We start from the raw sequence: 14,651 nt of genomic DNA, 5'->3' as shown, positions 1-14,651 counted from the left end.
TACTTAAAGGGTTAGGACCTCTTTGGACTAACTTTCCCCCGTGGTAGTTATATTCCAGAAAAATAGGGAAATTCAGTATTAGTAGGAAAATAGTTTAAAGGGGGAAATTTGAATATGGAAACTATGGGTCGTCACGTTATTTCAGAATTATGGGGTTGCGATTTTGAGAAGTTAAATGATTTAGAGCAAATTGAACAAATCTTTGCTGATGCTGCATTAAAATCTGGTGCAGAAATTCGCGAGGTTGCGTTCCACAAATTTGCGCCACAAGGTGTAAGTGGAGTGGTTATTATCTCTGAGTCTCACTTAACAATTCACAGCTTCCCAGAGCATGGTTATGCTAGTATTGATGTATATACGTGCGGAGACATGGATCCTAATATTGCTGCAGATTACATTGCAGAAGCATTAGGAGCACAGACTCGTGAGAATATCGAAATTCCACGCGGAATGGGTCCTGTTCAAGTTAAAGCAGCTCAAGCGAAAGCATTATAATTTTAATTAAAATTAACTTTACAAATCCGAGAGGTGTATTTATTACACCTCTTTTTATTTTTATCTAGATTCGGTGTAAAATAGTAAATATACATAGACTGTTTGTACGTTATACTACAAAAATGCGGCAAAGGATGATAAAATGACACTTTTTGGTGGATTGTTAAAAAGATTTGAAAAGCAATGTGAAACATCAGACAATCATAAAGATGAATCCCTTCAAACTAGGTATTATAAGGGTAACTTAAATCAACTTTTTACTACTGTTGAGGAAATCTTCAATAATGATAAGCAGGCAAAAGTTGTTAACTCCGCAAAAGAACATGGAGAGCTAGCCATTGAAGTGAACCGTGGGCGGAAGATTTTTATGATTATTACCATCATCACCGTAAAGCCCTATCAAACGGCTGTGGATATTAATGCATCAACAGAATCAGGTTCCTTAACAGGTGTATACGGACAACTGAAAGAAGAAATTTTACGCTTTTATCAGAAATTAGATCAAAAATCTACATACATCGGCTCAGGGAAGAATGTATAATTCATTCCTACTACTTGTACTAACATCTTCTTTTTTATAAGATATTAGTATGAAGAAATTACGGAACCATTAGAAGTGAGATACGGAGCTGATTGTATGAAATGCCCAACGTGCCAAAATAACAATACCCGTGTTCTTGATTCTCGTCCTGTTGATGAAGGCAGATCCATACGTCGCAGGAGAGAGTGTGAAAAATGTTCCTTCCGCTTTACTACATTTGAGAAAGTGGAGGAAATCCCTTTAATTGTTGTAAAGAAAGAGGGAACACGCGAGGAGTTTAGTCGTGAAAAAATGTTGCGTGGACTTATTAAAGCTTGTGAAAAGAGACCCGTTGCATTAAAGGAACTTGAAGGAATTGCCTCAGAAGTTGAAAAGGAATTACGTAATCTAGGGGTTTCAGAAATTAAAAGTGAATTAGTCGGAGAAATGGTGATGGATCGACTGGCAAAGATTGATGAAGTGGCTTATGTTCGTTTTGCGTCTGTTTACCGACAGTTCAAAGATATTAATGTATTTATAGAAGAGCTTAAAGAATTAATTAAAAAAGAACAGTAAAAGTAGTTTTTATGAGCTAAAGGGGTGCTTTGGCTCTTTTTTATCATGGTTGTTTTTCGCAATGAACAGGTTTATTAAATAGTGAAAGGTTTGAATAATTTTATGGTGCAGCATTGGCAGGAGATGCTACCTATTGACCGATATGTCGCTTCCTCTAACGGTCTACTTTATGAGTATGATCGAAAAATATTAACATTCTTATATCAACCTCTTATCGGGCCAACATCTTTAAGCCTTTACTTCACTCTTTGGGCACAGGTGGAGGAAAATCGTCTATGGTCTGAATCAAGCTCTCATCATGGGTTAATGAACATTATGGGATTAAATCTAAATGACATTTACCAGGCGAGATTAAAGCTTGAAGGAATTGGACTTATAAAAACGCTTGTTCGAGTAGAAGATGGGACAAGGTCTTTTATTTATGAACTTCAACCGCCGCTTACTCCAGATCAATTTTTTTTAGACGGAATGCTAAACATTTATCTATATCGTAAAATTGGCAAGAATCAATATTTAAAATTAAAAAGGTTTTTTAGTGATAAAGCGGTTCAAGCTGAAGAACGATATGAAAACATAACAAGAGCATTTCAGGATATATATGAAACGGCCACTCCAACTACTTTTCAATTTTCAGAGGATGCAGAGAACATTCAGCAGGAAGAAGGTCAAGTTTTTGTAGGGAGAAATCATTCTACCAGTATTCAAGTGGATGAAACAGGATTTGACTTTGACTTGCTATTAGCGGGTTTAACAGAAGCGCTAGTGCCTCGAAACTCTTTAACAAAGAAAGTTAGAGAAGCCATTAGTAATCTTTCCTTTTTATATGGAATTGATCCTATCCAAATGAAAAATCTCGTCTTAAGCTCCCTAGATGCAGACGATAAAATAAATATAGAAGACCTACGTAAAGCTGCTCGAGATTGGTTTCAATTTGAGAATCAAGATCAGCTCCCTTTACTTATCGATAAGATTCAACCCCCAATGAATCAATCGAAAACACGTGAGCCCAAAACTCAAGAAGAACAATTGATACATTATCTAGACACAACCTCTCCTCGACAATTATTAATCGATATTTCAGGTGGAGGAGAGGCTTCTAAATCTGACCTACAAATTATTGAGGATGTTATGTTTCAACAGAAGCTTTTACCAGGTGTTGTTAATGTGTTGATTCAATATGTTTTGCTTAAGACAGATATGAAATTAACAAAAGGTTATGTAGAGAAAATTGCTTCTCACTGGGCTAGAAAGAAAATTAAGACGGTTAAAGAGGCAATGGAGCTTGCCAAGAAAGAGCACCGTCAATACTTAGATTGGGCTGAAGGGAAAACAGCCAAAACTCCTGGGAAGAAAAAGCCTATTCGAACAGAGGCTCTACCTGATTGGTTCGACCATGAGCAAGAAAACAAACCAAATGTTACAAATGAAACAGAAAAAACAGAAGACTATGAAGCGAAAAAACGTGCACTTGAGGAAAGGCTAAAAAAATATAAAAGCTAAGGAGGTGACTTTAAGTGGAAAAAATTAATGAAACATTAAAGAAACTAGCTTCTAGTTCAAATTTTCAGCTAAGATATGAAAAAATGAGAGAAGATACATTAAAGCACCCTGACGTTAGGAGTTTTTTACTCGATCATAAGAATGAAGTAACGAAAGAGATGGTTGATAAAAGTCTTACGAAGTTATATGAGTATTCTAATCAAAGCAAAGAGTGTCAAGGATGTCCTAGCTTAGAAGGCTGTGTAAACATTATGAAGGGCTATCATCCAGAGTTAGTGATTACAAGAGGAGCTATTGATATTCATTATGATCGCTGTCCTCGTAAAGTCATTCATGATGAAAGAAAGAAAAATGAACTTTTAATTAAAAGCCTTTACGTTCCAAAGGATATTTTAAAGGCATCTTTTGCGGATATTGATTTGCATGGAGATATGGCTGGGCGCATTGATGCTGTAGATCGAGCGACACAATTTGTGGAAAACTATGACTCTGAAAATCCACCAAAGGGATTATTCCTATACGGTAAATTTGGTGTTGGAAAATCCTATTTATTAGGGGCTATAGCCAATGAGTTAGCCAAGAAGAAAGTATCATCGATGATTGTTTACTTCCCTGAGTTATTAAGGGAATTAAAGAACTCAATTGGAGATTCCACTCTAAATGAAAAGATAGAAATGATTAAAAGAGAACCGGTTCTAATGATAGATGATATTGGTGCTGAAACCATGACAAGTTGGACAAGAGATGAAGTACTTGGTCCACTGTTACAGTTTAGAATGCTAGAAAACTTACCAACCTTCTTCAGTTCAAATTTTGATTATGACGGCCTAGAGCACCATTTGACCTATAGTCAAAGAGGGGAAGAAGAAAAGATGAAGGCTCGCCGTATTTTAGAGCGCATCCGATATCTATCCACACCTGTTTTAGTAGACGGGCCGAATAGGAGAAGGTAATAAAACATTACTATAAAATTGCTGGACGAAATATTTTCGTTCAGCTTTTTTATTTACTTAGGAAAGTAAGTGGCCCGAGTGGAAATTAGCGGTCTTCATTAAGAGAAAAATACCAAGTCATTCCTTTTCTCGCTTCTATTTTGGCCAAGTCCCCCATATACATGAAAACAGAGACTAGTGTTCTGCAGATCCTGACCTTAATTTATAAGAAATCTGCAGAGTTTAAATTTTCGAGGGGGGATTTGGTTGATTGAAATCATCTTCCAAAATAAGAAGGATGCTAAAAGACTATATCAATATCTACAGCAAAAGTTGCAAACCTTCCATTTTAGAAAAAATGATATTCTTCTTTTAGAAGATCAACATATAGTAAAAGTTAGTTACAATATCGAACTAAATGATTTAGTGAAAAGGGCTTTCTCTCATTTTATAATGGAGATCAAACAGGTTGAGTGGCTCCAAATCATTTTAAAAGAACAATTCTTTTATGAAGATGAGGATGAACAACAACAAATAATTGATATTGTCCAAGCCATTCTTGATGGGAATAGAATTGATTTACATTCTTTTATTGAGGACGACGATCAAGTGCATCGTCTGGAAGAGACGATTGATCAAATGTTCCAAGAAAACGTTTCTTTTTCATTTGATTCTTTCGTTAGATTTCGGATGAGGCCATTTATAGATTCCTTAGGTAAATACGTAGAATTAGCAATTGATGAATACAAAATGGAACAAGAATATCAGATGTTTATTCAAATGTTAAGAGAATTTTTGAATGGGAGAAAGGCGAAGATTAGTCAACTTCATCTCATGATGGATGACGAAGTAACCTTTTATGATGCACAGTTTTATGAGATTAAAAGGGCAGAGTTAGTAAGGATGGTTGATCGTAAGTTGATTTCAAATCATCCTGTTTATATAGATTCTGTAACCATTGCACCATTACTTTCCATTTCACCAGAAACGATTTATTTATATACAGATGATTGTGAGCAACCGCTTATTCGAACCATTTGCAATATATTTGAGGAACGGATGATTATCAAACCGTTAACCTCCTTTTATGATATGAAGAGAAAGATTTCTATGACAGCAGAAGAAAAAATGTAGAGAATGCCCTTGATTTTCCCATTTTAACAAACTATAATAACGTACATAGCATTGGCCCGTTACATATCATTTCTTATTTCGGAAATACTTTTTAAATGGAGCCAAGCAATTGCAAAATTAGATTAATGTAAATGTCTTGATGAGGACATGGGTATTCTTGTACGGTTTTCAGAGAGGGAAGGGATTGGTGCAAACTTCCTAACACGATATGAATGCTTACCACCTCTAAACTTCAATCAGGAACAGCACTCGGAACTACGAGGTTAAGTATTGATTGACGGCTAAAAACCGTTACCTTTTTTTCTAAAGTCACAATCATGTGTTTATTATTGTGAAAATTAGGGTGGAACCACGTGTTAATGATAACTCGTCCCTTTCATAGGGACGGGTTTTTTTATTTTGCTTTTTTAAACGAAGGAGGAAAAAAATTATGTCAGACGTTGTTAAATTATCGTTTCCAGATGGAGCTGTGAAGGAGTTTCCAAAAGGTACGACAACGGAAGATGTTGCAGGTTCAATCAGTCCTGGACTAAAAAAGAAAGCCTTAGCTGGTAAAGTTAGTGGTCAATTATTTGACCTTCGCCGTCCAATTGAAGAGGATGGATCAATCGAAATTATTACTCAGGACCATGCAGATGCATTAGAAATTTTACGTCACAGCTCTGCACACTTACTAGCACAAGCAATCAAACGTTTATATAAAAACGTTAAGCTTGGTGTAGGTCCAGTAATCGAAGGTGGATTCTACTATGATGTTGATGTAGAAGAAGCAATTACGCCTGAAGATTTAACGGCCATTGAAAAAGAAATGAAAAAAATCATCAACGAAAATATCGAGATCGTTCGTAAAGAAGTGAGTCGTGAAGAAGCAATTCAACTTTACAAAGAAGTTGGTGACGAATACAAGCTTGAGTTAATTGAAGCTATTCCTGCAGGTGAAACGGTAACTATTTACGAGCAAGGTGATTTCTTTGACTTATGTCGTGGAGTTCACGTGCCATCTACTGGAAAGCTAAAAGAATTTAAGTTATTAAGTATCGCTGGTGCTTACTGGCGTGGAGATAGCGACAACAAAATGCTTCAACGTATTTACGGAACTGCTTTCTTCAAGAAGGAAGATTTAGAAGAGCATTTACGTCTTTTAGAAGAAGCGAAAGAACGTGACCACCGTAAGATTGGTAAAGAGCTTAACTTATTCATGAATTCAATGAAAGTTGGACAAGGCTTACCATTATGGCTGCCAAAAGGTGCAACGATTCGCCGTATCATTGAGCGTTATATCGTGGATAAAGAAGAGCGCCTTGGTTATGATCACGTTTACACTCCAGTAATGGGTAGTGTTGAACTTTATAAAACTTCAGGTCACTGGGATCATTACCAAGAGAATATGTTCCCTGTAATGGATATGGACAATGAGCAACTAGTTCTTCGCCCGATGAACTGCCCTCACCATATGATGATTTTCAAAAATGGTATTCATAGTTACCGCCAGCTTCCAATCCGTATAGCTGAACTTGGTACAATGCACCGTTATGAAATGTCTGGTGCTTTATCAGGGTTACAACGTGTTCGTGGGATGACTCTAAATGATGCTCATATCTTTGTACGTCCAGATCAAATCAAGGAAGAGTTAAAACGTGTCGTTCAATTAGTGTTAGAAGTATATAAAGACTTTAATTTAAATGACTATTCATTCCGTTTGTCATATCGTGATCCTCAAGATACAGAGAAATACTATGCAGATGATCAAATGTGGGATCGTGCACAAAGCATGCTAAAAGAAGCAATGGACGAGCTTGGATTAGATTACTTTGAAGCAGAAGGGGAAGCGGCATTCTACGGCCCTAAACTAGATGTTCAAGTAAAAACAGCTTTAGGTAAGGAAGAGACTTTATCAACGGTTCAATTAGACTTCTTATTACCAGAGAGATTTGAATTATCATACATCGGGGAAGATGGAAAGCAGCATCGTCCAGTTGTTATCCACCGCGGAGTTGTTTCAACAATGGAGCGCTTCGTTGCCTTCCTAATTGAAGAGTATAAAGGAGCTTTCCCAACTTGGTTAGCACCTGTTCAAGTACAAGTGATTCCAGTTTCTCCAGATGCTCATTTTGAGTATGCAAAACAAGTACAAGAACAATTACAAGCAGAAGGTTTCCGTGTGGAACTTGACGATCGTAATGAGAAAATTGGTTACAAAATCCGTGAAGCGCAAATGCAAAAAGTACCATATATGCTAGTTGTTGGTGATAATGAGGTTTCTGAAAACGCAGTGAATGTTCGTAAATATGGTGAACAAAAGTCAGAAACACTTCCATTTAGCGACTTTATGGAAAGCCTTAAAGCGGAAGTAAAACGCTCATAATTTAGTGAGAAAAGAGAGGTGTAAAAGCCTCTCTTTCTTACGTAGAGAGAATAAAATTAATCAAACTAATACCATGTAAAAAATGGTTTTATAAACAAAATATCAAAAAAGACTTGTCATACTTAAATATATTTGCTACAATTCATTTCGTTGCAGTAAATATTGATTCGTTGACACAAGGTCATCTTTTGTGATATAGTTGCTTAGGTAAATTGAATACGAGTTTGAGGAAAAGAAGAAGCACCCGCTTCTCACCTGATTGACGCAGTTAAGCAGTTGGCAGGTTTTACGAACGTTTCTAGTTAAACTTTATTGTTTTCGTAAAGTGTGGGTGTTTTGTGCATCCACACTTTTTTGTTTATCTAATGAAGTTTATCAAATGTACGATTCAACCTTTGAGTCATAATCTTAGCTAGAAATATGGTGCAATAATTACTTTTATAAAATCGTAATTTCTTGACCCAGACGTTGTATTCGTATAAAACCTTGGAGGTGTCTAACTATTAGCAAAGACATGTTGTTAAACGAGGGTATTCGTGCCCGCGAGGTTCGTCTTATTGACCAAAATGGCGAGCAATTAGGTATTAAATCTAAAAACGAAGCACTTGAAATTGCAGCTCGTGTTAATCTTGATGTCGTTCTTGTTGCTCCAAATGCTAAGCCACCTGTAGCTCGTATCATGGACTATGGAAAGTTTAAGTTTGAACAGCAGAAGAAAGAAAAAGAAGCACGTAAAAATCAAAAGATTATCAACATTAAAGAAGTTCGTCTTAGCCCAACAATTGATGAGCATGACTTTAACACAAAGTTACGTAATGCGATTAAATTCTTGGAAAAAGGCGATAAAGTAAAAGCATCGATCCGATTCAAAGGTCGTGCCATTACTCATAAAGAAATCGGTCAACGTGTTTTAGTCCGCTTTGCTGAAGCTTGTAAAGAAGTAGCAACAGTGGAATCACATCCAAAAATGGATGGTAGAAGCATGTTTATGACATTAGCACCTAAAAACGATAAGTAAACGAGGAGGAATCCCAAATGCCAAAAATGAAAACTCACCGTGGCGCTGCTAAGCGTTTCAAGAGAACAGGATCTGGTAAACTTAAACGTTCTCATGCTTACACAAGCCACTTATTCGCTAACAAATCTACAAAACAAAAACGTAAACTTCGCAAAGGAACTTTAGTTTCTTCAGGCGATTACAAACGTATCCGTAACTTATTAGTAAATCTTAAGTAATATTGGGAAATTAGGAGGGAAATTAAATGCCACGTGTAAAAGGCGGTACAGTTACTCGCAAACGTCGTAAAAAAATTATTAAATTAGCTAAAGGTTATTACGGTTCAAAACATACATTATACAAAGTTGCTAACCAACAAGTAATGAAATCATTAATGTATGCTTTCCGCGATCGTCGTCAAAAGAAACGCGACTTCCGTAAATTATGGATCACTCGTATCAATGCAGCTGCTCGTATGAACGGTCTTTCTTACAGCCGTTTAATGCACGGTTTAAGCGTTGCTGGTATCGAAGTTAACCGTAAAATGCTTGCTGAATTAGCAATCGCTGACGAAAAAGCATTTGCTGAATTAGCAACTGTTGCTAAAAATAGCTTAAACAAATAATTTTAACATATAATAGAGCCATCCTCTTAGAGGGTGGCTTTTTCAATTCAAGTGCAAAAGAGGAGTTGTGAAGTTTATGTTATACATAGTTTTTTATCTAGTAATCATTAATTTAATTGGATTCTATATAATGTTTGCAGATAAGCAGAAAGCAAAGAAACAACAATATCGAATACAGGAGAAAACAATTTGGATGGTTGCTTTTATTGGAGGAGCAGCTGGAGCCATGATTGGCATGAACACTTTTAGGCATAAAACGAAACATACCTCATTTAAATGGGGATTGCCATCGTTAACTATAATAGAAATAATTGTAATACTATGGTTAGCTGATTTATTGTCATAACATCCATTCGTTTTCTATAAGCTTTAGTAACAACTAGTTTTTCAGCTGAAGAAGGTGAAAACATCATGGAAGATGAATTAGCAATGATTTTTATAATGGTGAAATCGGGTGGAATATTAGCACCTATAGCATTTATTTTGATTCATTTTTTAAGGCAGTTTCTTTTCTTTCCGGTTGTGGTTATTTGCATAGCAGGAGGAGCACTTTTTGGCACGCTTGCTGGAACTATTTATTCAATAATCGGGTTATTTTTAAGTAGTCTATTATTTTATGTACTTATTCATAGATTGCCCAACACACATAAGAAGCTTTCTACTATTAAGAGGAAGTGGTTTGGTGAGTACCGTAATTTAACCATGAGTCAGATTGCTATCTTACGGCTTATACCGTTTGTGCATTATCATTTACTTAGCTTTTGTTTGTTAGAGCGCTACAAGGGCTTTAAAGATTACATGAAGGCTTCTGTTATCACGAATATCCCTTTGGCTTTCTTTTATACGGTCTTTGGAGAGTTCATCAGTCGTTTTACACCAACGATGATTGTGATTATATTATTCTCGCTTTCTTTTCTAGTCTATGCTTTACGAGAGAAAGTGGCTGTTATTAAATGGAAAGAGTTTTTTAATCAGGCTGCTTAAAAGAAAAAACGTTCGGGAAAATTTTCCGAACGTTTTTTTTAAGAATTTACTTTTGAAAAGGCGTTTCTGATGGATGTTCTTTTTTCATAAATTCTTTTATAGGACTTTTCCAGTCAATTTTAGCATTTGGGTAGCCTTCTAATATCTTCCTCTCAATAAACAGGAAATCTTCACGAACTAATCCCTGTAAGGCCGATACTTTATGGGGCCATACAAAAATGGAGATTACTTCAAACGCATTTTCTGTTGTACCTAAATATTTTTCCCCTTCAAATAATACCCCTTTATAAGTAATTAAAAAGTTTTTACGAACATTATTTTTGTCATCTAAGAAATAATAGCGTTTTTGCTCATGAGCGAGCTCTAGCTTTCGTTTTGGGTTGAGCACAAATTTTATGGCAGTGTAAATCAAGAAAATAATAAGAGCAAATAAAAGGAAGCGTAATAGCCACATATCGCAAAGCTCCTCCAACAAATGATTTTTAACCTATTTACGTATCAAGCACAGAAAAGTTTCATTTAAATTATATTTTTTTAAAACTTCTTTAATAAAGATATTTCGTATTACGAAAACTATATTTTATATAATAATTTAATAAAAGAGAATAATATATGGTATTATCCTATACATGTTATTGTAATTTGAAACAAAGGGTGAAAAACATGAAATTACAGAATTTGTTTGAAATGCAAAAGAGTTTAGATCATCATATTGAAGAAAAGCACAATCTAACTTCTGATGATTTATTTGACAGAAAAGTCTTGGCTCTTCTAGTAGAAATCGGGGAATTAGCAAACGAAACGAGATGCTTTAAGTTTTGGAGTTTAAAGGAGTCTAACTCTAAAGATGTTATATTAGAGGAATTTGTAGATGGTATTCATTTTATTTTATCATTAGGAATTGAAAGTGGTTATAACCATCTAAAAGAGATTAATATAGAGCGATCTCCAGAAACTTCACTAAGTGATCAATTTTTAAAAATCTATGAATTAATCACCACATTCCGATTAAATCGTTCTATTGAAAATTATAAATTAGTGTTTGAGAGTTATTTACTTTTAGCGAACCAATTAGGATTCACAGATGGAGACATTGAAAGAGCATATGTATCAAAGAATGAAGTAAATTATAAGAGACAACAAGAAGGATATTAAATAATTTTTGTGCATTTTTAGAAAACTCTGTATAATGTAAATGATACTACATACTAAGGGAGTCGAAATAAATGGCTAAATTAGATGAAACATTATTAATGCTAAAAGATTTAACAGATGCAAAAGGTATTCCTGGTAACGAGCGCGAACCTCGTGAAGTGATGAGAAAATACATAACTCCATTCGCAGACGAAGTAACAACGGATGGTCTGGGCAGCTTGATTGCTAAAAAGGTTGGTAAAGAAGGCGGACCAAAAATCATGGTAGCTGGCCATTTAGATGAAGTTGGTTTCATGGTTACAAATATTGATGACAAAGGCTTCATTCGTTTCCAAACTGTTGGAGGCTGGTGGTCTCAAGTTATGCTGGCACAGCGTGTAACAATCGTAACGAGAAAAGGAGATGTAACTGGTGTGATTGGTTCTAAGCCGCCACACATCCTTCCTCCAGAAGCTCGTAAAAAGCCAGTTGAAATTAAAGACATGTTCATTGATATCGGTGCTTCTAGCCGTGATGAAGCTATGGAATGGGGAGTAAAACCTGGTGATATGGTCGTTCCTTATTTCGAATTTACGGTTATGAATAACGAAAAAATGCTATTAGCAAAAGCTTGGGATAATCGTATTGGTTGTGCAATTGCTATTGATGTTTTAAAACAATTAAAGGATGCAGAACATCCAAATGTGGTATATGGCGTAGGAACAGTACAAGAAGAGGTAGGTTTACGTGGTGCTCGTACATCTGCTCAAGCTATTGAACCCGATATCGGCTTCGGAGTAGACGTTGGAATCGCTGGAGATACTCCTGGAATCTCTGAAAAAGAAGCACAAAGTAAAATGGGTAAAGGACCTCAAATCATCCTTTATGATGCTTCCATGGTGTCACATAAAGGTCTTCGTGACTTAGTAACAGACACAGCTGATGAGCTCAATATCCCGTACCAATTTGATGCAATCCCTGGTGGAGGAACAGACTCAGGAGCTATCCATATTTCACATAACGGTGTTCCATCATTAGCCATTACCATTGCTACACGTTACATTCACTCACATGCAGCAATGTTACACCGTGACGACTATGAAAATGCTGTTAAACTAATTGTTGAAGTAATTAAACGTCTAGACCGTGAAACAGTAGATAAAATTACATTTGAATAAGATATAGAATAGTGAAAGGACTCTAGATTGCTCTAGGGTTCTTTTTTGATTCAAAATTAATGTAGACGATAGGGAGTGAGTGACTATACTACTAGTAAGGAGGTTTTGCGATGAAACGAGTAGTGTCCATCTTTCAATATGAACTTTTAAGAAAAGAATTTCAATACCTTGAAGACATAGGAGAACTAGCTCCACAACAAGCGAAGCATTTATTATCTTTCTATGAAGTACCAAGTCAAAAGAAAGAGCCACTAAATTTTATAAAAGTCCTTTCCATGATTGGGGCTTTGTTAATTGGTTTAGGAGTATTAAGTTTTGTAGCTAGCAATTGGGCAGGTTTAAGTGATTTAACGAAATTCTCCGTTCTATTATTAAGTTTAATATTAGGATATTTTGTTGCTTGGCTCACCGAGTATCGTAAACCAATACTATCTAAAAGCTTATATTACATTAGTGTATTTGTTTATGGTGCAGAGATATTCTATATAGGGCAGCTGTTTCATCTAGGTGGTAAGCTTGAAAATGCATTTTTGGCCTGGGCAATAGGCGTTTTTCCATTAGCTATTTATTTAAAAGATAAATTTTTATATGGATTAAGTTTCGTATTAATCTATCTAGTAATTGAGTTAAAATTTATGTTTGTTGGGGATCAGCTAAATCCGTCTACCTTTATGCTAATCATTCTTCCATTGTTGTTTGCGGTATGGTATTTCCTATTCAACAAGTATAGGCTGCTCCTAGTTGCAAATTTAGTGTTACTTTATCAATTTATACAAATGAAGTTTGCCATCCAACCATTAGAGCAAAATGATTTTCCAATGGTGTTCACTATCCTTTTGCCTCTATTGTTTGCTATAGGGCATAAATTCTTCAATAAATCTAATGCTATCTTTGTTGTTAATAGCTTATTGTTCCTTCAATGGATAGCTATGACTTTCTACTATTTTGAGGTTGAAAGAGTGGCTGTATTATTTGTCATCTTTTTACTAGTAGGAATAACCATCACTCATGTTCAACTACCATCATACAAACATACAATGAAAAACTTAGGAATCATTATTTCCTTTATTTCAGGCCTGATTTTAACGGCTAGGGACCTATGGATGGAAGGAATGGATATGTCACCAAATTCATTCACTTTCCCGTGGTGGATCGTGTTTGGAATAGGGTATATGATTTATGGTCTATTCCTTGTGTATCGCCAGCAATTAATTGGTGTTGTCATTGTCAGTGTATTAATTTTTCGATTCTATATTGATGTTTCATTAGTATTTTTAAATAAATCTATTGCTTTTCTAATAGGTGGAATAATCCTACTTGGACTGGGCTTTTGGTTTGAAAAAACAAGGAGAGGAGAGAGACGGAATGAACAGAAGAGCACCAAATAAACTTTTTTTCTTATCACTCCTTATCCCTGTGGCCGTACTTTGCTCCATGCTAATGAAACCATTGCAAGCAACTACTTTTGGAGATGAAGTAGTACTAGCTACTATACCTATCGATCCGCGAGATTTATTTTATGGAGATTATGTAATTTTGGATTTGGAGATAGATCAGGTGGAGGAGACATTGCTAGATGAAGAACTAAGGAAAGAGGTTCATAACTCCACATATGAGAATCAAATTACGGTTTATGTCTTGTTAAAAGAGGGAAGCGGGGGAATCTATACTGTAGATCGTGTTAGTAAAGATCGTCCTGAGGGAATTTTCATAAAAGGAAAAATGGAAGACTATTTAAACGAGGACATTGAAAATCAAGGAAGAAAGTTTGTTCACATTCATTACGGCTTAGATCGTTTCTATGTAGAAGAAGGGACCGGTCTTGAGCTTGAAGAACAGGCGCGTGAAGGAAAAGTATTAGTTAGTGTAAAGATATATAATGGATATGCTCTTTTGACAAATATAAAGGGTGTAAAGTACGGAAATGGGCTGCATTAAGTCCCCCTAAAATAAAGGAGGTAGAGGAAATAGATTTTTCCCTACTTCCTTTATTTATTAGTAAAGAGCACTGAGTTGATTGGAGGGGAAGGCGCTTGACTCCTGCGGGATGTAGAGGAAAGGTCGAGACCCCACAGACGGAACGTCGAGTTATCATGAACGAAACTAGCTCCTTACTCGTAAATTCGTAGGTTAATTTGGTAAGAATGTTTATTGATAAAACAAACCAAATCAGAGCTACATTACGGAAGGAGCTAGTTATTATGAAGGATA

At 35.7% G+C, this 14,651-nt stretch carries 17 protein-coding genes and 2 other annotated features; of the genes, 16 read left to right on the top strand and 1 reads right to left on the bottom strand.

The features are described 5' to 3' along the window. Positions 1–114 precede the first annotated feature (114 nt). The 12 genes from speD to SM124_RS11930 all read left to right on the top strand — a co-directional run bounded on the left by speD (position 115) and on the right by SM124_RS11930 (position 10,128). Positions 115–495 (top strand): adenosylmethionine decarboxylase, encoded by a 381-nt coding sequence (gene speD / locus SM124_RS11985; protein WP_322446775.1) that lies wholly within the window; start codon positions 115–117, stop codon positions 493–495. Between the two features lie 142 nt (positions 496–637). Further along, a complete protein-coding gene (locus SM124_RS11980; RefSeq protein ID WP_322446774.1) occupies positions 638–1,036 on the top strand; it encodes a hypothetical protein in 399 nt (132 codons plus the stop codon). Positions 1,037–1,132: 96 nt separating this feature from the next. After that, on the top strand, positions 1,133–1,591 hold the full coding sequence (nrdR, locus tag SM124_RS11975) for a transcriptional regulator NrdR (RefSeq protein ID WP_322446773.1): 459 nt from the start codon (positions 1,133–1,135) through the stop codon (positions 1,589–1,591). Positions 1,592–1,693: 102 nt separating this feature from the next. Beyond that, on the top strand, positions 1,694–3,091 hold the full coding sequence (locus tag SM124_RS11970; RefSeq protein WP_322446930.1) for a replication initiation and membrane attachment family protein: 1,398 nt from the start codon (positions 1,694–1,696) through the stop codon (positions 3,089–3,091). A 14-nt stretch (positions 3,092–3,105) separates the two neighbouring features. After that, the gene (gene dnaI, locus SM124_RS11965; RefSeq protein ID WP_322446772.1) at positions 3,106–4,044 is read left to right on the top strand and encodes a primosomal protein DnaI; all 939 of its coding nucleotides are present in this window, start codon (positions 3,106–3,108) and stop codon (positions 4,042–4,044) included. Between the two features lie 246 nt (positions 4,045–4,290). Beyond that, positions 4,291–5,157: a putative sporulation protein YtxC gene (locus tag SM124_RS11960; protein WP_322446771.1), complete on the top strand. Its 867-nt coding sequence runs from the start codon at positions 4,291–4,293 to the stop codon at positions 5,155–5,157. Between the two features lie 127 nt (positions 5,158–5,284). Further along, positions 5,285–5,535: a binding site (T-box leader), on the top strand. 52 nt (positions 5,536–5,587) lie between these two features. Next, the gene (gene thrS / locus SM124_RS11955) at positions 5,588–7,522 is read left to right on the top strand and encodes a threonine--tRNA ligase (protein WP_322446770.1); all 1,935 of its coding nucleotides are present in this window, start codon (positions 5,588–5,590) and stop codon (positions 7,520–7,522) included. 226 nt (positions 7,523–7,748) lie between these two features. Next, positions 7,749–7,884 (top strand) — a sequence feature (ribosomal protein L20 leader region). A 152-nt stretch (positions 7,885–8,036) separates the two neighbouring features. Further along, entirely contained in the window at positions 8,037–8,540 is a 504-nt protein-coding gene (gene infC / locus SM124_RS11950) for a translation initiation factor IF-3 (RefSeq protein WP_322446769.1), read from the top strand. A gap of 17 nt (positions 8,541–8,557) precedes the next feature. Next, on the top strand, positions 8,558–8,758 hold the full coding sequence (gene rpmI, locus SM124_RS11945; protein ID WP_322446768.1) for a 50S ribosomal protein L35: 201 nt from the start codon (positions 8,558–8,560) through the stop codon (positions 8,756–8,758). A 26-nt stretch (positions 8,759–8,784) separates the two neighbouring features. Next, complete coding sequence (rplT, locus tag SM124_RS11940; protein ID WP_322446767.1) at positions 8,785–9,144, top strand: 50S ribosomal protein L20; 360 nt, start codon at positions 8,785–8,787, stop codon at positions 9,142–9,144. 76 nt (positions 9,145–9,220) lie between these two features. Further along, positions 9,221–9,490, top strand: coding sequence for a DUF1294 domain-containing protein (locus tag SM124_RS11935; RefSeq protein WP_322446766.1), 270 nt, complete (start codon positions 9,221–9,223; stop codon positions 9,488–9,490). Positions 9,491–9,555: 65 nt separating this feature from the next. Next, positions 9,556–10,128 carry a TVP38/TMEM64 family protein gene (locus tag SM124_RS11930; protein ID WP_322446765.1) on the top strand — a complete coding sequence of 191 codons (573 nt, stop codon included), beginning with the start codon at positions 9,556–9,558 and terminating at the stop codon, positions 10,126–10,128. 46 nt (positions 10,129–10,174) lie between these two features. Here the strand turns inward: SM124_RS11930 and SM124_RS11925 are convergent, their stop codons facing one another. After that, complete coding sequence (locus tag SM124_RS11925) at positions 10,175–10,582, bottom strand: sigma-w pathway protein ysdB (RefSeq protein WP_322446764.1); 408 nt, start codon at positions 10,580–10,582, stop codon at positions 10,175–10,177. 209 nt (positions 10,583–10,791) lie between these two features. On the opposite strand from SM124_RS11925, the gene SM124_RS11920 reads away from it, so the two are divergent. From SM124_RS11920 to SM124_RS11905, 4 genes are all read left to right on the top strand, one after another. Then, on the top strand, positions 10,792–11,283 hold the full coding sequence (locus SM124_RS11920; RefSeq protein ID WP_322446763.1) for a dUTP diphosphatase: 492 nt from the start codon (positions 10,792–10,794) through the stop codon (positions 11,281–11,283). Positions 11,284–11,354: 71 nt separating this feature from the next. Next, the gene (locus SM124_RS11915; protein WP_322446762.1) at positions 11,355–12,440 is read left to right on the top strand and encodes a M42 family metallopeptidase; all 1,086 of its coding nucleotides are present in this window, start codon (positions 11,355–11,357) and stop codon (positions 12,438–12,440) included. Between the two features lie 110 nt (positions 12,441–12,550). Continuing rightward, entirely contained in the window at positions 12,551–13,828 is a 1,278-nt protein-coding gene (locus SM124_RS11910) for a DUF2157 domain-containing protein (RefSeq protein WP_322446761.1), read from the top strand. Then, positions 13,806–14,378 carry a GDYXXLXY domain-containing protein gene (locus SM124_RS11905; protein ID WP_322446760.1) on the top strand — a complete coding sequence of 191 codons (573 nt, stop codon included), beginning with the start codon at positions 13,806–13,808 and terminating at the stop codon, positions 14,376–14,378. The genes SM124_RS11910 and SM124_RS11905 overlap by 23 nt, the downstream gene beginning before the upstream one ends. Positions 14,379–14,651 lie beyond the last annotated feature (273 nt).

The organism is Robertmurraya mangrovi (genome assembly GCF_034427655.1).
GTDB lineage: Bacteria > Bacillota > Bacilli > Bacillales > Cytobacillaceae > Robertmurraya_A > Robertmurraya_A mangrovi.
The sequence above is the reverse complement of the archived record's forward strand: the minus strand, read 5'-3'. Positions and strand labels throughout refer to the sequence as shown.